The following is a 19698-nucleotide window of genomic DNA, read 5'->3' as shown; positions in this document are numbered from 1 at the left end:
TGAGGACTCCTTCGGCGGGGTGGGGGTGTGGAGGCCGCACTGGTCCGGCGGCTCCGGCGGGGGGTGGAAGTCGTGCCGGTTCGGTGGCTCCGGCGGGGGGTGGAAGTCGTGCCGGTTCGGTGGTTCCGGCGGGGGAAGCCGTGCTGGTCAGCGGCGGAAGGGCCCGGTCACCTCGTACGTGATCCCCCCGGTGCCGGCGGTCTCGCCGCTGGTGCCGCGCTGGGAGGAGAAGTAGAGCCGGGTGCCGTCGGGGGAGAACGCGGGGCCGGTGATCTCCGACTTGGCCTGGCCGTCGAGGCGCATGACGGGGGCGACCACGCGGTCGGGCGTGATGATGTTGATCTCCATGTTGCCGCCGTCCTCGGCCACGTACAGGTCGCCGGACGGGCGGCCGGTGATGTTGTCGACGCCGTCGAGGGTGCCGCCGCCCTCGTAGATCGCGGTGACCGTCTGCCTGGCGGTGTCGTAGGCCCAGACCTTGCGGTCGCCCTTGGCGGTGAAGTAGCAGATCCCGGCGGCGTAGTGGCAGCCCTCGCCGCCGCTGAAGCGGCGGGCCGCGGAGACCTGGTTCCTGGTCTGCGTGTCGAAGACGCCGGGCGTCGCGTCGGGCACCGGCCGCCACTCGACGCTGTCGCCGCCGAGCCCGCACAGCACGTCGAGCCGGCCGCTGGACAGGTCGCCCCAGGTGTTCGGGGTGAAGCGGTAGAAGCAGCCGTCGCCCTCGTCCTCGGTCAGGTAGACGACCTTGTGGTCGGGGTCGCAGGCGGCGGCCTCGTGCTTGAACTTGCCCATCGCGGGGCGCTGCTGGGCGGAGCGGTTGCCGTACGGGTCGGTCTCGTAGACCTTGCCGCGGAAGATCTCCTCGCAGGACAGCCAGGTGCCCCACGGGGTCGCGCCGCCCGCGCAGTTGAGGTTCGTGCCGCTCAGGATGCGGTACGCCCGGTCGATCGAGCCGTCGGCCCTGAACCTGATCGCCGAGGTCCCGCCCACGAGCGGCACCTCGGAGTTGGACACGTAGATCCAGCCGGAGCCGTCGGCGAAGCACGCGCCGCCGTCAGGAGCGGGGTGCCACAGCGTGCCGCCGACGACCCGGCCCGACCTGGCCACCACCCGGCTGGTGAATCCGGCGGGCAGCGCCATGCCGTTGGCGTCCGGGGCGGCGAGCGGCCCGTACGGGCTCACGCCCGCACCCGCCGCGGAGGCCACGGCGTCGTGCCACATCGCCCCGGAGAACGCGACCGCCGCGGAGACGGTCCTGATGAAGGTACGGCGGCGCATCCTGTCTCCACGTCGTCTCGCGTCGGCTGATGTCGGTTGGATTCGCAGACATGACGATGAGCCCTGCCCGTCCTTCTGTGAACTGGACAGGGCAGTAAATCCGGACGGTCAAATCTGTGACGCCTCACAAATCTGAACGGCATTCCGCGAATCCATTGACGGCGGCCCCGGCGCGATCCACCATGGCCCGAACCCCCGGCCTCGATCAGCTCCCGAGGTGCCCGTGCGCGTGCTTCCCCGTCTCCTCATCGCCCTCGCCCTGGTCTCCGTGGCGCTTCCGGCGTCACCGGCGTCACCGGCCTCGGCGGCCTCCGACCCGTCCGGCTGCGACCCGATCGACCCGGCGGCCTGCCTGCTGCCGTTCCCGAACGACTGGTTCACCGTCGCCGACCGGGCCACCGACACGGGCCGCAGGGTGGCCTTCGCGGCCGGGTCCACGCCGGTCTCGGCCGCGGGCGTGCCGATCGCGCCCGCCGAGTGGAACAGGAACGACGGCTTCTCGCCGGGCTCGATGCTGCTGGCCAGGGTGCCGGGGCTGGACCCGGCCAGGACGGGGATCGCGCCGATCACCGACATCGGCAGGTCGCTGGACCGGGACGCGCCCGTCGTGCTCCTGGACACCGTGACGGGGGAGCGGTGGCCGTACTGGGCCGAGCTCGACGCGAACGCGCCCGCCGACCGTCAGGCCCTGATCGTCCGCCCGGCCCGCAACCTGCGCGAGGGCCACCGGTACGCGGTCGCCCTTCGCGACCTGCGCGACACCGCCGACGGCCCGATCCCGCCGAACCCCGCCTTCGCCGCGGTCGCCGGCCCGCCCCTGCCGCCCGGCCACGACCTGTACGAGCGGCAGCGCCGCCTCCAGCCCGCCCTGTCCGCGCTGCGCCGCGCCGGCGTCAGGACCGGCGGCCTCTATCTGGCCTGGGACTTCACCGTCGCCAGCGCGCGCAGCCTGGCCGGCCCGGCGCTGGCCATGCGCGACGACGCCCTGCGCACGCTGCGCGGCCGCGCGCCCGCCTTCGAGGTCACCTCGGTCACCGACCTCACCCCCGAGCAGGACGCCCAGATCGCCCGCCGGGTCGAGGGCACCTTCCGCGTGCCGAGCTACCTCGACCGGCCGGGCGGCCCGCCCGGTTCGGCGCTCAACCGCGGCCCCGACGGCCTGCCGGCCCGACTGCCCGGCAACGAGCAGGTGGCGCCCTTCCGCTGCGAGATCCCCCGCGTCGCCTTCGACCGCCCCGCCCGGCCCTCCCTGTACGGCCACGGCCTGCTCGGCAGGCACTCCGAGGTGGGCGCGGCGAACGTGAGGACCATGGCGCAGGAGCACGGGTTCCTCTTCTGCGCCACCAAGTGGATCGGCATGGCCGACGAGGACATCCCGCACGTCGTCACCGTTTTCACCGACATCTCCAGGTTCGGCACGGTCCCCGACCGAACCCTCCAGGGGTTCCTCGACTTCATGTTCCTGGGCCGCGCCATGACCAGCCCGGACGGCTTCGCCGCCCACCCCGCCTTCCGCACCGACCGCGGCCGCCCGCTGATCGACCTGCGCGCGGGCCTGGTGTACGACGGCAACAGCCAGGGCGGCATCCTGGGCGGCGCGCTGGTCGCGCTGTCGAAGGACATCGAGCGCGGCGTGCTCGGCGTGACCGGCATGAACTACAGCACCCTGTTCAACCGCAGCGCCGACGCCGCGCCCTTCCAGGCCGCCCTCGACCGGGCCTACCCCGACAAGCTGGACCAGCAGCTCATCCTGGCCCTCATGCAGATGTTGTGGGACCGCGGCGAGGCCGACGGCTACGCCGCCCACCTGACCGACCGCCCCTACCCGGGGACGCCGCGGCACCGGGTGCTCATGCACGTGGCCTTCGGCGACCACCAGGTGGCCACGGTCACCGCCGAGGTCGAGGCCCGTACCGTCGGCGCCCGGCTGCTGACCCCGGCCCTCGCGCCGGGACGCAGCCCGGACGCCGTGCCGTTCTGGGGCATCCCCGCGATCCGCGGCCGGGCCCACGCCGGCTCGGCCCTGGTGATGTGGGACGGCGGCGCCCCCGCGCCACCGCTCACCAACACCCCGCCCACGCAGGGCGAGGACCCGCACGAGAAGCCGCGCAGGACCCCCGCCGCCCAGCTTCAGAAGTCGGTGTTCCTCAAGACCGGCGTGGTCGCCGACGTCTGCGACGGCCCCTGTCTCACCCAGTGACGCCGGGCCGCCACATGGGCCAGAACAGGGTGCCGTCGGGCAGCGCGAACGGCTCCTCGGCCTGGTAGCCGTGCCGGGCGTACAGGTCGCGGCTGCGGGCGCTGCTGGCCTCCAGGTAGGCGGGCGCGCCGTCCAGCAGGGCGTGGTGGCGGCGGAGCAGCGCCGACCCGAGGCCCCGGCCCTGGTGGTCGGGGTGCACGGCCAGAAACGCCAGGTGGTGGTACGGCGGCTCCGGGTGGTGCCGTTCGAACAGCTCGTCCAGGGTCCGGAACCGGTCGGCCCACTTCCCGGTGGCGGCGGCCAGGCGGCGGTCGTAGTCGGGCGGCTCGGGCGGCTGCGCGTCGGCGGTGTGCGGCACCCACACCGCGACCGCCCGGCCCTCGTCGAGGAGGTCGACCTCGCCGTGCTCGATGGCGTGCGAGACGAGGATCAGGAAGTCCGCCACCATGATCTCGTGCCGTCCGGCCGGCTCCGGCACCAGGTACGACACCGCGGGCAGCCGCGCGAACGCCGTCGCCACCAGCTCCGCGACCGTCCCGGCGTCCGCGGCCGTCGCCCGGCGGACGTCGTGCGCCGCCACCTCCTGGGAGCGCGTCATCGGACGGCCTCCGGCGTGGCGGCGGCCTTGGCGCCCATGCCCACCAGCGAGTACACGCTCGGCTGTCCCGTACGCAGGACCAGCGCCCAGCCCACGCCGAGCAGGGCCGCCAGCGCGTACACGACCGGCAGGATCCAGGCGAGCGGATCGCCCTCGGGCACCCCGAGCAGCGTCGAGAAGTTGTCCAGCGCCAGCCACACCATCACGGCCAGCGCCAGCGCGGCGGGCACGGGGGCCGCGAAGCGCCGCGCGAGGCTCTCCCCGCTCGGCTGCCGGGCGAAGAACACGACGATCGCGATCGAGGTGACGAACACCAGGAGCAGCACCCCGAACCCGCCGAACGAGCCGCCGTAGAAGAAGAGCTGCACCAGCGGGTCGAGCCCGAGGACCGCGTAGACGACGATGACGACCAGCCCGAGCACGGTCTGCGCGATCGAGCCCGACCGCGGCGCGCCGCTGCGCGGCCGGGTGCGGCCGAAGAAGGCGGGCAGCACCCGCTCGCGTCCGAGCGCGAAGAAGTACCGGGCGGTGGTGTTGTGGAAGGAGATCATGGCGGCGAACACGCTGGTGACGAAGAGCACCCGGGCGACGTCCACGACCGCGCCGCCGAGGTGCTGGTTCGCGATGATGAAGATCGTCTCGGCCTGGTCGCGGCGCGCGGCGTCCACGATGGCCGCCGGTCCCGTGGCGACCGTCATCGCCCACGACGACAGCGCGTACAGCCCCGCGATGATCGCCACCGACGAGTACGTGGCCAGCGGCACGGTACGCCGCGGATCCCGGCTCTCCTCCGAGAACACCACCGAGGACTCGAACCCGACGAACCCGAGCGTCGCGATGACCAGCAGCGCCCCCACCCCCGGCACGAACAGCGCCGCGGGCGACAACGTCTCGGCCGAGAACCCGGACGGCGCCGGGTTCACCAGGTCCGCCAGGTCGAACAGCAGGATGACCGCCACCTCGGCGGTGAGCAGGACGGCCAGGAGCCGCCCGTTGACGTCCACCCGCATCAGGCCCAGGACGCCCACCAGCGCCCAGGCCACCAGCGAGATCGCCCACCAGGGCGGCGCGCCGCCGAACCACCGTTCGAGCAGCGGGGTGGCCGCCGCGCCGAAGGCGCCGTACAGGCCCACCTGCAACGCGTTGTAGGCGATGAGCGCCACCCAGGCCGCCGCGATGCCCGCCGGACGGCCCAGCCCACGGCTGATGTAGGTGTAGAACGCGCCGGCGTTGGCCATGTGGCGGGCCATCGCCACGTACCCGACCGCGAACACCGCCAGCACCACGCCCACGACCAGGAACGCGATCGGCAGCCCGGTGATCCCGGTGACGGCGTACCCGGTGGTGATCACACCGGCGACGACGGTGAGCGGCGCGGCGGCCGACAGGACGAAATAGACGACCGAGGGCGCGCCGAGCCGGTCGGCGGCCAGGGCGCCGGCGATCGGGTCGGGCGCGGCGCCGGATCTCGCGGAGGGCATCGCGTTCCTTTCTGGGGGGTTCAGGTGCGGTGCGGTCAGGACAGCGGTCTGGGGTTTTCCGTGAGGCGGGGGCAGGGCGGGCGGTCCGGGGTCACGTCCGGTAGGTCAGGACGGCGTCGCCGACGGCGGCGCTCACCTGGCGGCCCAGGTCGCTCAGCGGCTGCGGCATCGCGGCCAGCACCGTGGTCAGGTACTGGTGGGCGCCGCGCCGGTCGGCCGGGTCCTCGACGACGACGTCGGTCAGGTCGCACGCCTCGGCCAGCGCCGCCAGCGCCATGTCGTGCGGGGTCAGCGGCTGCCACTTCACCAGCGCCAGCCGCAGCCGCGCGGCGGGCCACATGGCCCGGTTGAAGTCGTGCGAGAAATAGCGGAATTGTTTACGTTTGAGCAGCCTCGGGGATTCGCGTTCGAGCAGACCGTTACCCATCAGGCGGGCGGTGACTTCGGTGACCGAGCGTTGTGCGAGGTAGGCCAACCAGGTTCGCACATCGGTGTGCTGAGGGGAATTGCCTATTTCGGTCAGCACCTTTCCGGCCAGCTCGTCCGGGACCCGGCGCTGGTCGACCACCCGCAGCCGGACGCCCTCGACGGTGATCCGCTGCTCCAGCACCAGCTCCGCGAGCAGCGCCCCGGCCAGGCCGAGCGCCACGCCGGCGACATGGAGCCGAGGCTTGCCCGAGCCCGTCGCGTCCCAGCAGACGAAGAAGAAATCATCGGCAAGCAAAAATCGGCCCGCTCACTATAGGAATTGGTGGATGACCGGTTCAGGGAGCAGCGTGTAGCCGCCAGCGGCAATTTCTACCAAGAACCACATCTCCGGGCTAGACCCTATTTATCGGGAAATAAAAGAGCACCGGCTTCACGGAGAAGCCGGTGCCGTCCGTTCGGGGGCCCTAAAGCCGATGATCGCCTGATGGGCGGGCTGCCGCGACCGGACCGTGTCCGCCCCCGCCCGGCCAGGGTGAGTGACGTGGATCACACTCCAGGGTTTCGGCCGGGCCCTTCGTCCGCCTGTGCGACGGTCGTCGCTCAGTTCGCGCAGTCCTGCTTGTCCAGGGCCAGGCCCATCTCGTAGATCTTGCCCTTGGAGAGCAGGAAGTAGTAGTGGGCCTTCGGGTTGCCTGGCACGGCGACGTACGGGAAGCCGCTCTCGGCCGTCCGCAGCTTCTTGGCGTACGCGCGCTTGAGCTGGGCGTCCGTCGAGCCGATGCCGATGCCCTGCGGCGTCTTGACGCCCTTCGGCGCGAAGATGATCGCCACGCCCCGCTTCTTGGAGATGAACAGGCCGACCGCGTCGCGGCCCGTCCGCTGGGCCTTGAGGTCCCAGCCGGAGCAGCTGTCGGAGTCGAGGGCGGGCTTGTGGACGATCTTCCCGGTGGCCTGGGCGGCCTTTGCGGTCATGCCCAGCGTGACCCCGCCGTATCCGAGCGGGCCGAAGGTCGGGGCGGCGAGCGCGGGCGAGGAGATCCCGGCCAGCGCGACGCCCGCCGCGAGGGTCACGGCCGCGATTGTGTGCTTCGTCGTCATGCAGGGTTTGACTGCGCACTCGGCCCACAAGTTCTGCCGGATTCGCGGGCGGGTCCGGGCTGACGTGTCCGTTACGCGGTTGAGGGATGGTCTTGTCCGAAGCTCGGGTACTGGTGCCGGTGATCACAGCCCAGGAGGCATCAGAGATGGCGGACGTTCCCATCGTTGTCGGCATAAATCGCGCTCAGGATGGTTCTGTTGCTGTCGCTGTGGGCGAGTCGGGCATGTACAGCCTGCAGAAGGAGCGCATCAGCCGGCGCAGGCATCACTGGGGCCGTCTCGGCGACCTGCCGGACCTGTACCTTCCCGAGATGCCGCTGCTCAAGGAGCCCGTTGACCTCGTCGTCGAGGGATACTCCTCCGACACCGAGATCGAGCACAAGGACGCCTACGAGGAGGAGCTGCGCGAGACGCTGAACCTCAAGGAGGACGCCCGGGTCGTCCTGGTCTCCCACCATCTCAGCCACCTCTACAGCGCGTTCCCGCCCTCGCCGTTCGACCGGGCGGCGGGCCTGGTGATCGACGCGCACGGCAGCCGGGTCAGGGACTTCACCGAGGCGGTCCCGCTGCCGAAGGGCACCCGCGACGACATGCTGGAGGTGGCCTCGTTCTACCGCTGCGAGCGCGGCGGCGAGATCGAGTGCCTGGCCAAGCAGCTCTGGGACGGTGACTGGACGCGACCGGCCGGCCTCGGCTGCTTCTACGCGCTGCTGACCAAGCTGCTGTGGCCCGAGGGCGAGGGCCACGAAGGCAAGGTGACGGGCCTGGCCCCCTTCGGCGACGCGTACGTGTACGGCCTGCCCGACCTCGACGTACGCGGCCACGAGGTGTTCATCCCCGAGGAGTGGATCGAGACGTTCGGCCAGCACGACGCCTACGTCTACGAGCCCGGCGGCGAGCGCTTCTCCCGCGCGGCGGACCTGGCCGCGGCCGGCCAGCGGGTCTTCGAGAACGCCCTCGCCCAGGTGGTCGCCTGGTTGCACGGGCAGACCGGCCTGGACAGCCTGGCCTTCGCCGGCGGCGTCGCGCTCAACTGCGCGGCCAACGGCCGGATCGTGCGCGAGTCGCCGTTCCGCGAGGTGTTCATCCCGCCGAGCCCGCACGCCGGCGGCACCGCCGTGGGCTGCGCCCTGTACGGCCTCGTCGAATGCCTCGGCGTCGAGAGCCGCTTCCGCTGGACCGACGATTTCCTCGGCCCCGACCCGGACGAGAGCGAGATCACCGCCGCCGTACGCAGCCTGCCGGACGGCCTGGTGGCCGAGCAGCCGGACGACCTGGTCGGCGCGATGGTGTCGCTGCTGGAGAGCGGCCGCGTCGTGGGCCTGCACCAGGGCCGCAGCGAGTCGGGCCCGCGCGCCCTCGGCAACCGCAGCATCATCGCCGACCCGGCCAGACCGGACATGCAGGACTACGTCAACTTCGAGATCAAGGGCCGCGAATGGTTCCGCCCGCTGGCCCCGCTCGTGCTGGCCGAGCACGCCGGGCGCCTGTTCGGCGTCGACCGCCCGGCCCCGTTCATGCAGTACTCCGCCGACGTGCGCCCCGAGCACCGCGCGAGCCTGCCCGGCGTGACGCACGTGGACGGCACGGCCAGGCTCCAGACCGTGGAGGAGTCGGCCACGCCGTTCCTGCACGCCCTGCTGACCAGGTGGCACGAGGCCACGGGCTCCCCGGTGCTGATCAACACCTCGCTCAACGGCCCCGGCGACCCGCTGACCGAGACGCCCGAGCAGTCGATCGACACCCTGCTCTCGACGAACCTGCACGCCCTGGTCATGCCGCCCTACCTGATCCGCAAGCGCGAGGAGCCGCCGATCCCCGGCGTGACCTGGGACCGCGACTAGCTTGGGCGTCCATGCCGGTGAAACCCAAATCGAGGTCATAGTTGCCGCAGGTCAGAGTGGGTGACGGGGTCGACGGGCCGGCCGGAGTTACGGTCGGACGCATGCGCGTTCACCCAGCCGTCCCCGTGGTGCTGATCGCCCTGGCCGGGCTGTCGGCGGCCTGCGGCGGCGGACCCGTACGCACCACCCAGGGGGTGGTCGTGACCTCCGCCTCGCCGTCGCAGGGGACGCGGAACGCGCTGGCCGGGAAGACCGTCGTGCTCGATCCGGGACACAACGGCGGCAACGCCTCCCACCCCAAGGAGATCAACCGCCCGGTCGACATCATCACCGGGCGCAAACCCTGCAACACCACCGGCACCCAGACCGCCGCCGGCTACCCCGAGCACGCCTTCACCTGGGACGTCGCCCGCCGCCTGAAGCCGCGCCTCGAAGACATGGGCGCCAAGGTGGTGCTGACCCGACCGGACGACACCGGCGTAGGCCCCTGCATCAACGAGCGGGCGGCCATCGGCAACAAGGCGCGGGCGGACGCCGTCCTGTCGATCCACGCCGACGGCGCGCCGCCGGCCGGCCGCGGCTTCCACGTGATCATGCCGGGCCTGGTGCCCGGCCACAACGACGCGATCATCCAGCCGTCCAGGAAGCTCGGCGTGGCCGTCCGGAACGCCTTCCGCGACGGCACCGGCATCCCGTACGCCACCTATGTCGGCGAGCAGGGCCTGCAGACCCGCACCGACCTGGGCGGGCTCAACCTGTCCACCCGCCCGGCGGTGTTCATCGAGTGCGGCAACATGGCCAACCCGGGCGACGCCGCCAAGATGTCCGACGGTGAGTTCCGGGAGGAGATGGCCGGCGCGCTGGCCGCCGGGCTCAAGCAGTTCCTGGCCGGTTAGGCGCCGTAGGCGCGCAGGAACACCTCCACCGCGGCGTCGGCGAGCCGGTCGAGCTCGGCCTCGGTGTGGTGGTCGCCGCCCCCTGAGAACATCACCCTGTTCACCGGGATCCACAGCAGCAGGCCGACGAAGTGCTCGGCGGCGAGCCGCGGATCGTCCACGGGACGCAGTCCGTGCCCGGCCAGGCGTCCGAAGGCGGTGGCCATCGCCTCCAGCGACCGTTCGAAGCCCTGCCGGTACCAGGTGCGGCCGAGGTCGGGGAACCGGTCGGCCTCGGCGATGATGAGCCGCCGCAGCCGCAGCACGTCGGGCTGCATGATCGCGTCGAGGAACTCGTGGGCCAGCTCGCGCAGCCCCTTCTCCAGGTCCTGGTTGCCCTCCAGCGACTGCGCGATCAGCTCGGCCAGGCCCTGGATCTGGTTCGCGGTGTCGAGGACGATCGTGGCGAAGAGCTGTTCCTTGTCGCTGAAGTGCTTGTAGACGGTCTGTTTCGAGACCGCGGCGATCGAGGCGACCTCGTCCATGCTGGCGCCCACGTAGCCGTTGCGCAGGAACACGGCGTGCGCCGCGTCCAGGATCTGCCTGCGTTTGCGGGCGGTCCGCCCGTCCTCTTCCGGCACTGACCCACCAATCTTTCGATCATGTGTTCCCACAGTACTGGACAGTTCCGTACTGATATGAGTACTGTACCGTCTAGTTCCCGAAACCGATAGGAGTGACGACCTCATGACCGATCTTCAGCAGCAGGTGCAGGAGACCGCCGACAAGCTGGTCGAGTCGGGCGTCGAGCGCGGGTTGCAGGTGGCCGTCTACCGGGACGGCACACAGGTCGTCGACGTGGTGGCGGGCGTGGCCGACCCCGAGACCGGCCGGCCGGTCACCTCCGACACCCCGTTCTACAACTTCTCCATCGGCAAGGGCGCCACCTCGGCCGTCGCCCACATCCTGGCCGAGCGCGGCCTGTACGACTACGACACCCCGGTCGCCGACCTGTGGCCCGAGTTCGCCAGGCACGGCAAGGAGGGCGTGACCCTCCGCCACGTGCTGACCCACACGGCCGGCGTGCCCGGCGTGCCGCTCGACACGACCCCCGAGGACGTCTGCGACTGGGACAAGATGGTCGCCGCCCTGGAGAACGCCGAGCTGTGGTGGGAGCCCGGCACGAAGATGGGCTACCACGCCTACACCTTCGGCTTCCTCGTCGGCGAGATCGTCCGCAGGACCACCGGCAAGCGCATCTCGCAGGTGCTGCTGGAAGAGGTCTCCGGCCCGCTGGGCGTGGCCCGCGAGCTCTACTTCGGGATGCCGCCGGAGGAGCAGCACCGCCTGGCCCGGCTGGAGGACGTGCCGATGGACCCGTCGGCGTTCGGGGACATGCCGGCCGACCTGCCGATGTTCAAGGCCGGGCCGATGGAGCTGATGCCGAACGCCGCCCTCGGCAGCAGGCCCGACTACCTGACCGCCGACATCCCGGCCGGCGGCAAGACCTCGGCCAGGGCCGTCGCGCGCATGTACGCCGCCCTGCTGGGCGAGGTGGACGGCGTCCGGCTGATCTCGCCGGAGCGGCTGCGCGAGGCGACGGCGGTGGCCTACAGCGGCCCGGACGAGGTCTTCGGCATGCCCTCGACGTGGGGTCTGGGGTTCACCATCGGGCTTCCCGGCGGCTCGCCGGAGCAGGGTGCGACGGCCTTCGGCATCGGCGGGGCGGGCGGCAGCTACGCGTGGGCCGACACCGCGACCGGCACCGCCGTCGCCCTCACCAAGAACCGCCTCACCAACGACTTCACCGCCGTCGGCGAACTGGCCGCCCTGGTGGCCCGCTCCTGACCGTAGCGGGGATCAGCCGTCGCGGCACAGGGGGCGGCCGCCGACCACGCAGGCGATGCCGTCGAGGTCGCAGCTCAGCAGGGTGCCGTCCATGCCCATCACGAGCACGAGATCGCGCCTCGACCGGTGGGCCAGCATGATCCGGCCGACGACACCGTTGTCCAGGACCACGGTAGGGCGGGTTGCAGCGCTTTCCATGTGCTGGCGACTCCTCTCGGGTTCACAACAGGCCACGCGCGCCGGACCCGTCCCCACCAGGATGCACAGCCTCCGCCTCCGGCGCATCGGTCATCCGGCTCTACTTTCGTACGGATCCTGCGTTGTCCCCCTCCCGCCAGCCTCCGGAAGACGTGCTGCGAGACTGGCAACGGCAGGGGCCAGAGGAGGGGGACCGGCGTGCGTACGTGGTTGACCGAGCGGTTCGGGCTGACGGTGCCCCTGGTGGGCGCGCCCATGGCCGGAGTGGGGGCGGGCCGGCTGGCCGCCGCCGTGTCCGCGGCCGGCGCGCTCGGCGTGATCGGGGTCGCCTCCTCCGCGCCCGCCTCCTGGATCGAGGCCGAGGCCGCCGTCGCCGCCGGGAGCGGGCGGCCGTACGGGATCGGGCTCATGGCCTGGGCGCTGCCCGGCAACCCGGCCCAGTTCGAGGCCGTGCTCGCGGCCCGGCCCCGGCTCGTCTCCGTGAGCTTCGGGCCGTACGAGCGGTACGTGGAGGAGCTGCGGCAGGCCGGCATCACGGTCGTCACCCAGGCGGGCACCACCGACGAGGCCCGCGCCGCCGAGCAGGCCGGCGTGGACGCGGTCGTCGCGCGCGGGGCCGAGGCGGGCGGGCACGGCCGTGCCGACGTGGGCACGCTGCCGCTGCTCCAGAGCGTGCTGGACGCCGTCCGCATCCCGGTGCTGGCGGCCGGCGGCATCGCCACCGCGCGCGGGCTGGCCGCCGTGCTGGCGGCGGGGGCCGAGGGGGCGTGGGCCGGCACGGCGTTCATGGGCTGCGCGGAGACCACCCTGTCCGGGACGGCGGCGGCCCGCGTGCTGGCCGCGGCTGAGACCGACACCGTCTACGGCCGCGTCTTCGACGTGGCCCAGCGTCTGGACTGGCCGGTGGAGTACGGCGGCCGGGCCCTGCGCAACGCCTTCTTCGACCGCTGGGCCGGCCACGAGGAGGAGCTGGCGGCCGACGAGGAGGCCGCGGCGCGGATCGCCGCCGCCCGCCGCGACGGCGACTTCGACACCGCCTGCGTCTACGCGGGCCAGGCCGTCGGGATGGTGCGCGAGCAGCGTACGGCCGCCGACGTGGTGGCCGGGTTCGCCGAGGCGGCCACGCTGCTGCGCCGCTTCGCCACGCCCGACGGATGACGCCGGTCCCCGCCTGATGCATCCTCTTGTGCCATGACGAATCAGACGTTGCCCGCGACGCGTTCCGGGACCGTGCCTCCGGAGACCGCGTCCGCCAGGGGCAGCGTGCTGGAGGTGATGGAGAAGATCGGCACCGTCGTCGTGCCGATCGCCGTCGCCGTGTACGCCCTGCTCTACCTGGGCTTCGAGAGCGTCTATGACACCTTCGGCATCACCCCGGAGCAGGCCGGGCTCACCCAGGCGAGCATCTTCGGCCATCTGGTGGCGACGCTGGTGCTGCTCTTCCTGACCCTGCTGCCGCTGCTCGGCCTGGTCGTGGGCGTCTGGTGGCTGCTCGACCGGATCACCCGCGGCGCGGCCGGACGCGCCCTCGACCGGGCACGGGAGCAGCCGTGGCTGGCCGCCGGGGTCGGCGCGGCACTGTCGGGGGTGGCGTACTGGGGGATGCTCGGCATCCTGGACGTCACCGGCACGCCGGTGCTGATCACGGTCGTGGTGGTCGGGCTGTTCTGCCTGCTGGTGCCGTACCGGCTGCTGCGGGCCAGGCCCACGGGACGGGCCGCGATGCGGGTGCTGACGGGCGCGCTGGTGGGGGTGGGCCTGGGCTTCGTGCTCGTGGGCTGGATGACGCAGGGGGCCGAGGCGGTGCACGACCGCGGCGAGGCCAACCTCGTGCTCCAGCTCACCGGCTTCTCCAACCAGTGGGCCGAGGTCCGCGACGACGGCGGCAGGCTCCTGTCGAAGGGGGAACGCTGGCTGGTGCTCGGCCAGGACTCCGGCGCGTACGTGTTCTACGACTGCGCCACGGCCGGCACGATCCGCCGTCCGATCGACGCGACGGTGCTGAGCCGGATCGAGCTGGACCCCGAGCTCGACGACCCCCGCTCCTGCGGCTACGCGGCGAAGTAGAACGTGTTCCGGTATGTCGGGAACTTCCCGCCCGGGTCAGAAGTTACCGAGTAGTATGGCCGTCGAACATTGGTAGGCGAGGAAATGAGCCGCCGTGTCTGAGCTGGAACGCGTTCCCCCCGGAGTCGACCCGACCGTACCGAGCTCCGCCCGGGTGTACGACTATTTGCTCGGCGGCAAGGACAACGTCGCCATTGATCGCGCGGTGGCCGAGAGGCTGCTGGCCGTCGCGCCCGACGCCCGCGCTGTCGCCAGGGCCAACCGCCGCTTCCAGATCGAGGCCGTGCGCCACGTGGCCCGGCAGGGCGTGCGCCAGTTCATCGACCTCGGCACCGGCATCCCCACCTCGCCCAGCATCCACGAGGCCGTCCGCGAGGTGAGCCCGGCCTGCCGGGTGATCTACGTGGACCACGATCCGATGGTGCGCCTGCACGCCCAGGTGCTGCTCGCCGACCAGCCGGGCGTCGCCGGCATCCAGGCCGACCTGCGCAGACCGGCCGACGTCCTGGCCGACCCGCACGTGACCGGCCTGATCGACTTCGACCAGCCGGTATGCGTGCTGATGGTCGGCGTGCTGCACTACGTCATGGACGCCGAGGACCCGTCCGGCATCGTGGCCGCCTTCAGGAAGCCCATGGCCCCCGGCAGCCATCTGGTGCTCTCCCACGCGATGGCCGAGAGCTCTCCCGAGGCCATCGCCCAGCTCCACCTGGCCACGTCCGGCTCGCCCGCCCAGGGCGTGTTCCGCAGCCACGGCGAAGTGCTGCGGCTGTTCGACGGGTTCGAGCTGATAGGGCCCGGCCTGGTGCCCGTCCAGGATTGGCGGCTCGCCGACGACGGCCACCTCCCGCTGGTGGACGGCACGCCCCGGCTCCGGCTCGACGCCGGCGTGGGCCGGGTGCCCGTTCAGTAGTCCTTCAGCGCGATGTTGGTGGCGAACTTGTCGGTCACCTTCATCATCAGGCCGAGCAGGAAGCCGAACTTGAAGGTCCAGTTCCGCATGCGGATCCCGGCGGGGGTGCCGGGCGCCAGGAACGTGCCCGCGTTGTTCCCGCTCCTCGTGACCTTGGAGTAGCGGCGCATCTGGCGCTCGTACTCGGCGAAGGCCGCGCGGTGGTCGCCGCCCGCCGCGGCCAGCTCCTCGGCCAGCACGTACGCCCCCACCAGCGCCAGCCCGCTGCCGAACCCGCCCAGCGTGTTGCCGTACGCCGCGTCGCCCAGCAGCGCCACCCGGCCGTTGACGTACCGGTCGATGTTCACCCTGCTGATCGAGTCGAGGTAGACCTCCTTGGCGCCGCGGACCGCGTCGAGGACCTGCGGGGTGCGCCAGCCCATGCCGGTGTAGGCCCGCTCCAGGATCGCCTTCTGCTGCTCGACGTCGTAGCGGTCGTAGTCGAGCCGCTCGGAGGCGAAGACGAAGAACGCCGGCGCCTTCGGCCCGCCGACCGCGACCATCCTGCCGGGCTCGTTGTACATCTGGCCGTGGGGGCCGAAGTCGGCGTCCAGCTCCACCAGGGCGTAGTAGTGGCCGAGGAAGTCCACGTAGCCGGACTCCGGGCCGAAGGCGAGCCTGCGGACGTTGGAGTGGATGCCGTCCGCGCCCACGACCAGGTCGAACGTGCGGGGGGCCGAACGCTCGAAGGTGACGTGCACGCCGCCCGGGGTCTCGGTGAGCGAGGTGATGGAGTCGCCGAAGACGTACTCGCAGGAGGAGGCGGTGCGCTCGTACAGCAGGCGGGCCAGGTCGCCGCGACGGATCTCGATGTCGCCGCCGGTGAACTCGCCGGGCATGACCGCGAGTGTGCGGCCGGAGGCGTCCACGAGGTGCTGGTCGGTGCCGCCGGTCTGGAGGCGGCGCACGTCGTCCAGGATGCCCATGCGGGTCATTACGGTGTGCTGGGTCTCGCCCTTGAAGTCCACGGCCTGGCCGCCCTCGCGCAGGGCCGGCGCCCTCTCCACGACGGTGACGTTGCAGCCGCGGCGGGCGAGCAGGTGGGCGAGCGCGGGGCCGCCGATGCTGGCGCCGGAGACGAGGACGTTGGTGTTCTTCAGCTGGTCTCTCATGTCGGCAAGCCTCGCCGGGAGCGCTGACAGCCCGGCGACGACCGGCTGACAACCGCCGTCCCGGCCCGCGCGGACTGTCAGGGGAAGTGCCGCCTCAGAGCAGGGCCGTGGACAGGGCCTCTTCCCTGGTCATCGCGGCGCCGCGGGCGTAGAGGGCGGCGAAGTGCTCCGGGCCGAGCGCGGCCGTGGCGGCGGCGGCCGTGGCGGCCACGTCGGGGTCGCCGGTCACCGTCATGCCGCGCAGCGCCACGCCGACGCCGAGCAGCAGCGCGGCCCGCTCGGGCGCGTCGGGCAGGACGGCCCCGGCCAGGCCCTCGGCGGCGTCGGCGAGGTCGCTGCCGATCGGTGAGCGCCGGGCGGCGGCCACCGCCTCACGGTGCCGGGCCACGGCCTCGACCGTCTCGCCTCTGGCCTGGGCCAGCCGGCCCAGCGCCGTGGACACCTGCGACCCGGTGCCGCCGGCCGTCGGGCCGCCCTGACCGGCGGCGGCCAGCGCGTCCCGCAGCCGTTTGGCGGCCTCGCCGAGGTTCCCCTCGATCCTGGCCAGGTCGGCCAGCCCCACGTGCACGGTCACCGTCAGCTCCGGACGGCCCACCTCGCGGGCGATGTCGCGGGCCCGCAGGTAGTCGGCCCTGGCCGCCGCCGGGCCGTCCGCGCGCAGCCGGGCGCCGGCCCGCCGGCACAGCACGTCGGCCAGCTCGTCCAGCGCCCCGAGCTCGTCGAGCAGCCGGACCGCCTCCTCCCACAGCTCCATGGCCCGCGCCCATTCGCCGCGCCAGCCCGCGACCAGTGCCAGCCAGTCGAGTCCCTGCGCCTTGCCCCAGCGCTCGCCCAGCCCACCGAACGCCTCCAGCACGGCCTCCAGCTCCCGTTCGGCCGCCACGACCCCGCCGTTCAGCAGCGTGAGCAGCGCCTCGCTGAGCCGGCCGAGCGCCACGCTCCACGGGTCCTCGCCGAGCCCGCGCCGCCGTGGACCGTCCGCGCCGGCCTCGGGCGGGCCTGCGGTCATGCCCCACAGCGCGGCGGCGAACCGGTGCCGCATCGGCCGGCCGGTCTCCGACATGATCGCGCGGGCCCGCGTCCAGTGCGGTGACCCGGCGTCGAGGGCGGCGTGCAGGACGGCGAGCACGTACTCGTCGGCCAGGTCCGCGGGCGGCTCGTGGCCGATCGCGTCGAGCAGCCTCCTGGCCGGCTGGACGGCCTGGCCGCGGCGCCCGCTCAGCCACCAGTACATGGCCAGGGCGGCGATGAGCCGCAGCGCGAGCGGCGGGTCGTGCTCGACGCCCCAGCGCAGCGCGGCCCGCAGGTCGGCGTCGTCGGCCCTGAGCACGGCCAGCCATTCGAGCTGCTCGGCCCGGTAGAGGTGGGGTTCGGCGCGCTGGGCGTGCTCCAGGTGCCAGGCGGCGTGCGCGGCGCGCAGCCCTTCCTCCTCGCCGGCCTCGGCCAGCCGTTCGGCGCAGAACAGCCGGATGGTGTCCAGCATGCGGTAGCGGTCGCCGGCGGTCTCGACGAGCGACTTGTCCACCAGGTCGGCCAGGAGCACGGCGCTGTCCTCACCGCACACCCGCTCGACCGCCTCCAGCCGGGCGCCGCCGGAGAACACCGAGAACCGCCGGGCCAGCACCTGCTCCTCGGCGTCCAGCAGGTCCCAGCTCCACTCGACGACGGCGTGCAGCGTCCGGTGCCGGGCGGCGGCCGTGCGGTCGCCGCGCGAGAGCAGCCGGAACCGGCCGTGCTCGGCCAGCCGCGCGGCGATCTCCTCCACGGGGAACGTGCGCACTCGCGCCGCGGCCAGCTCGATGGCCAGCGGCAGGCCGTCCAGCGCGGCGCAGATGCGCAGCGTCGCGCCGAGGTCGAGCTCCAGCCCCGGCCGTACGGCGGCGGCGCGGTCGGCGAACAGCCTGACCGCCGGGTAGGCGAGCGCGTCCCCGGCCGGGACGCCCGGCGGCGGGGTGCCGAGCGGCGGGAGCGGGACCAGGTGCTCGCCGGTGATGCCCAGCGGCTCCCTGCTGGTCGCCAGGACGCGCACGCCGGGGCAGCCGCCCAGGAGGCGGCGGGCCAGCGTGGCGGCCTCGGCGACGACGTGCTCGCAGTTGTCCAGGATGAGCAGCAGGTCCTGCTCGGCCAGGGCGGCGACCAGGCGTTCGGCGGGGTCGGCCAGGCCGGGGACGCTCGGGCCGAGCGCCGACTCGCGCAACCCGAGCGCGTTCAGCACCAGCAGCGGCACCTGCCCTTCGCCGCCGGCGGGCGACAGGTCCGCGAAGCACGTCTGCGTCCCCTGGTCGCGGGTGGCGGCCTCGACGGCGAGGCGGGTCTTGCCGGTGCCGCCGGGGCCCGTGATCGTGACCAGGCGCTCCCCGCGCAGCGCGGCCAGGCGCGCCAGCTCCTCCTCCCGGCCCACGAACGTGGTGAGCTGGGGCGGCGGCGCCGACCGCGTGGGGCGGGCCCGCCGCTGCTCGCCCCGCAGGATCGCCAGGTGCAGCGCCGCCAGCTCGGGCGACGGGTCGGCCCCCAGCTCGTCGGCGAGCAGCCGCCGCGCCTCGTCGTAGACGGCCAGCGCCTCGGCCTGCCGTCCGGCCGCGTGCAGGGCGCGCATCAGCAGCGCGCGCGGGCGCTCCCGCAGGGGGTGGGCGGCGACCAGCTCGCGCAGGCCCGCCGCGGGCTCGGCCTCGGGCAGGTGGAGGTCGGCCTCGTACAGGTCCTCCTGGGCCGCCAGGCGCAGCTCCTCCAGCCGGTCGGCCTGCCCCGGCGCGTACGCGGCCTCGCGCACGTCCGCGAGCGCCGGGCCGCGCCACAGGTCCAGGCACTCCTTGAGCGTGTCCGCCGCCGCCGCGTGCCGGCCCGCCGCGAGCAGCCGCCGGCCCTCGCGGGCCAGGCGCTCGAAGCGGTGGGCGTCGACGTCCTCGGGCGGGACCGCAAGCCGGTAGCCGGCGCCGTGGAACTCGATCAGGTCGGCCGGCAGGTTGCGCCGCAGCCGGGAGATCTGCGCCTGTACGGCGTTGGCCGCGCCCGCCGGTGGGCTCTCGCCGTACTGGGCGTCGATGAGCCGGTCGACGCCGACCGTGCGGCCGGCCTCCAGCAGCAGCAGGGCGAGCAGGGCACGCGGTCGCGGACCGCCCACGGCGATCGCGTCGCCGCCGGACGATCGCACCTCCAAGGGGCCCAGGATGCCGAACTGCACGTGCTCGATTGTCCAGCATCGCGCGTACTTCCCGCACGTGGACTGATGTGACCAGCGGTAACGGAAATGTCGGTATGCCTACCGATGAACATACGTATTTTCGCGCCGTCAACAAGCGCTTAGCGTCTGGCGGCAACAAGGCGAAACGGTCCGCTTGCTGTATCCGTCACCCTTTATCACCCCCCACATCCCCCTCACGCCCCGCGACCCAGGACACCCCTGACCGCGCGGCGGCCCGCGCACGCCCACAAGACGGCAACGGCCGGAGGGAGCCCGCCGAAAGGAGCACCACAGCGTGAAACGCAAAGCCTTACTCGCGGCGGTCGCCGGCCTGGCCACGGCCGCGACCATGACGCTCCAGGCGTCGCCCGCGAGCGCCGCCCCTCCCGGAGCCACCCCCGCCCAACAAGGCTCCAGCAGCGCCCGAGCGGCGGCAGACCCCGCCTCGCTCGCCGCGGCGGTCGCCGACAAGGCGGTCTCCAGCCAGCTCGACAACCTCAGCAGAGGCCCTGACGAGGCCTACAGCCGGGTCAGGGT

At 72.9% G+C, this 19698-nt stretch carries 16 protein-coding genes and 1 pseudogene; 8 read left to right on the top strand and 9 right to left on the bottom strand.

The window, feature by feature from the left end:
* Positions 1–147: 147 nt before the first annotated feature.
* Positions 148–1278, bottom strand: a complete 1131-nt coding sequence (locus ACIA8R_RS00085; protein WP_397035566.1) for an alkaline phosphatase PhoX — start codon at positions 1276–1278, stop codon at positions 148–150.
* 229 nt (positions 1279–1507) lie between these two features.
* On the opposite strand from ACIA8R_RS00085, the gene ACIA8R_RS00080 reads away from it, so the two are divergent.
* Positions 1508–3478 carry a hypothetical protein gene (locus ACIA8R_RS00080; RefSeq protein ID WP_397035564.1) on the top strand — a complete coding sequence of 657 codons (1971 nt, stop codon included), beginning with the start codon at positions 1508–1510 and terminating at the stop codon, positions 3476–3478.
* Here ACIA8R_RS00080 and ACIA8R_RS00075 read toward each other — a convergent pair.
* The 4 genes from ACIA8R_RS00075 to ACIA8R_RS00060 form a co-directional block, all read right to left on the bottom strand.
* Positions 3468–4076 carry a GNAT family N-acetyltransferase gene (locus tag ACIA8R_RS00075; protein ID WP_364100017.1) on the bottom strand — a complete coding sequence of 203 codons (609 nt, stop codon included), beginning with the start codon at positions 4074–4076 and terminating at the stop codon, positions 3468–3470. The two genes, ACIA8R_RS00080 and ACIA8R_RS00075, sit on opposite strands and share 11 nt — an antisense overlap.
* A complete protein-coding gene (locus tag ACIA8R_RS00070; RefSeq protein ID WP_364100020.1) occupies positions 4073–5557 on the bottom strand; it encodes an APC family permease in 1485 nt (494 codons plus the stop codon). The genes ACIA8R_RS00075 and ACIA8R_RS00070 overlap by 4 nt, the downstream gene beginning before the upstream one ends.
* 91 nt (positions 5558–5648) lie before the next feature.
* Positions 5649–6281: a GPP34 family phosphoprotein gene (locus tag ACIA8R_RS00065; protein ID WP_357707023.1), complete on the bottom strand. Its 633-nt coding sequence runs from the start codon at positions 6279–6281 to the stop codon at positions 5649–5651.
* Positions 6282–6586: 305 nt separating this feature from the next.
* On the bottom strand, positions 6587–7057 hold the full coding sequence (locus ACIA8R_RS00060; protein ID WP_364100023.1) for a hypothetical protein: 471 nt from the start codon (positions 7055–7057) through the stop codon (positions 6587–6589).
* Between the two features lie 251 nt (positions 7058–7308).
* Between ACIA8R_RS00060 and ACIA8R_RS00055 the strand changes: the two genes are divergently transcribed.
* Both ACIA8R_RS00055 and ACIA8R_RS00050 read left to right on the top strand, forming a co-directional pair.
* Positions 7309–8928, top strand: coding sequence for a carbamoyltransferase C-terminal domain-containing protein (locus tag ACIA8R_RS00055; protein WP_364100026.1), 1620 nt, complete (start codon positions 7309–7311; stop codon positions 8926–8928).
* A 101-nt stretch (positions 8929–9029) separates the two neighbouring features.
* A complete protein-coding gene (locus tag ACIA8R_RS00050; RefSeq protein WP_364100029.1) occupies positions 9030–9824 on the top strand; it encodes an N-acetylmuramoyl-L-alanine amidase in 795 nt (264 codons plus the stop codon).
* Here ACIA8R_RS00050 and ACIA8R_RS00045 read toward each other — a convergent pair.
* Positions 9821–10444, bottom strand: a complete 624-nt coding sequence (locus tag ACIA8R_RS00045) for a TetR/AcrR family transcriptional regulator (RefSeq protein WP_357707019.1) — start codon at positions 10442–10444, stop codon at positions 9821–9823. The two genes, ACIA8R_RS00050 and ACIA8R_RS00045, sit on opposite strands and share 4 nt — an antisense overlap.
* A gap of 106 nt (positions 10445–10550) precedes the next feature.
* On the opposite strand from ACIA8R_RS00045, the gene ACIA8R_RS00040 reads away from it, so the two are divergent.
* Positions 10551–11651 (top strand): serine hydrolase domain-containing protein, encoded by a 1101-nt coding sequence (locus ACIA8R_RS00040; RefSeq protein WP_397035559.1) that lies wholly within the window; start codon positions 10551–10553, stop codon positions 11649–11651.
* 12 nt (positions 11652–11663) lie between these two features.
* Here the strand turns inward: ACIA8R_RS00040 and ACIA8R_RS00035 are convergent, their stop codons facing one another.
* Positions 11664–11849: a hypothetical protein gene (locus ACIA8R_RS00035; RefSeq protein ID WP_357707017.1), complete on the bottom strand. Its 186-nt coding sequence runs from the start codon at positions 11847–11849 to the stop codon at positions 11664–11666.
* 198 nt (positions 11850–12047) lie between these two features.
* Between ACIA8R_RS00035 and ACIA8R_RS00030 the strand changes: the two genes are divergently transcribed.
* The 3 genes from ACIA8R_RS00030 to ACIA8R_RS00020 all read left to right on the top strand — a co-directional run bounded on the left by ACIA8R_RS00030 (position 12048) and on the right by ACIA8R_RS00020 (position 14829).
* Positions 12048–13007 carry a nitronate monooxygenase gene (locus ACIA8R_RS00030; protein WP_357707016.1) on the top strand — a complete coding sequence of 320 codons (960 nt, stop codon included), beginning with the start codon at positions 12048–12050 and terminating at the stop codon, positions 13005–13007.
* Between the two features lie 33 nt (positions 13008–13040).
* On the top strand, positions 13041–13916 hold the full coding sequence (locus tag ACIA8R_RS00025) for a hypothetical protein (protein WP_397035557.1): 876 nt from the start codon (positions 13041–13043) through the stop codon (positions 13914–13916).
* A 94-nt stretch (positions 13917–14010) separates the two neighbouring features.
* Complete coding sequence (locus ACIA8R_RS00020) at positions 14011–14829, top strand: SAM-dependent methyltransferase (protein WP_364100040.1); 819 nt, start codon at positions 14011–14013, stop codon at positions 14827–14829.
* Here the strand turns inward: ACIA8R_RS00020 and ACIA8R_RS00015 are convergent.
* Positions 14823–15980, bottom strand: a complete 1158-nt coding sequence (locus ACIA8R_RS00015) for an FAD-dependent monooxygenase (RefSeq protein WP_397035554.1) — start codon at positions 15978–15980, stop codon at positions 14823–14825. The two genes, ACIA8R_RS00020 and ACIA8R_RS00015, sit on opposite strands and share 7 nt — an antisense overlap.
* A 94-nt stretch (positions 15981–16074) precedes the next feature.
* Positions 16075–19161: a BTAD domain-containing putative transcriptional regulator gene (locus ACIA8R_RS00010; protein WP_397035552.1), complete on the bottom strand. Its 3087-nt coding sequence runs from the start codon at positions 19159–19161 to the stop codon at positions 16075–16077.
* A gap of 295 nt (positions 19162–19456) precedes the next feature.
* On the opposite strand from ACIA8R_RS00010, the pseudogene ACIA8R_RS00005 reads away from it, so the two are divergent.
* Positions 19457–19698, top strand: a pseudogene (locus tag ACIA8R_RS00005) (hypothetical protein); the annotation flags it as partial.

Source organism: Nonomuraea sp. NPDC051191 (assembly GCF_044455665.1).
Taxonomy (GTDB): domain Bacteria; phylum Actinomycetota; class Actinomycetes; order Streptosporangiales; family Streptosporangiaceae; genus Nonomuraea.
The sequence above is the reverse complement of the archived record's forward strand: the minus strand, read 5'-3'. Positions and strand labels throughout refer to the sequence as shown.

Excerpts from the sequence above, each read along its gene's own strand:
- ACIA8R_RS00050 (WP_364100029.1), top strand. The coding sequence starts at position 9,030 with ATGCGCGTTCACCCAGCCGTCCCCGTGGTGCTGATCGCCCTGGCCGGG.
- ACIA8R_RS00075 (WP_364100017.1), bottom strand. The coding sequence starts at position 4,076 with ATGACGCGCTCCCAGGAGGTGGCGGCGCACGACGTCCGCCGGGCGACG.
- ACIA8R_RS00070 (WP_364100020.1), bottom strand. The coding sequence starts at position 5,557 with ATGCCCTCCGCGAGATCCGGCGCCGCGCCCGACCCGATCGCCGGCGCC.
- ACIA8R_RS00085 (WP_397035566.1), bottom strand. The coding sequence starts at position 1,278 with ATGCGCCGCCGTACCTTCATCAGGACCGTCTCCGCGGCGGTCGCGTTC.
- ACIA8R_RS00055 (WP_364100026.1), top strand. The coding sequence starts at position 7,309 with ATGTACAGCCTGCAGAAGGAGCGCATCAGCCGGCGCAGGCATCACTGG.
- ACIA8R_RS00025 (WP_397035557.1), top strand. The coding sequence starts at position 13,041 with ATGACGAATCAGACGTTGCCCGCGACGCGTTCCGGGACCGTGCCTCCG.
- ACIA8R_RS00015 (WP_397035554.1), bottom strand. The coding sequence starts at position 15,980 with ATGAGAGACCAGCTGAAGAACACCAACGTCCTCGTCTCCGGCGCCAGC.
- ACIA8R_RS00035 (WP_357707017.1), bottom strand. The coding sequence starts at position 11,849 with ATGGAAAGCGCTGCAACCCGCCCTACCGTGGTCCTGGACAACGGTGTC.
- ACIA8R_RS00040 (WP_397035559.1), top strand. The coding sequence starts at position 10,551 with ATGACCGATCTTCAGCAGCAGGTGCAGGAGACCGCCGACAAGCTGGTC.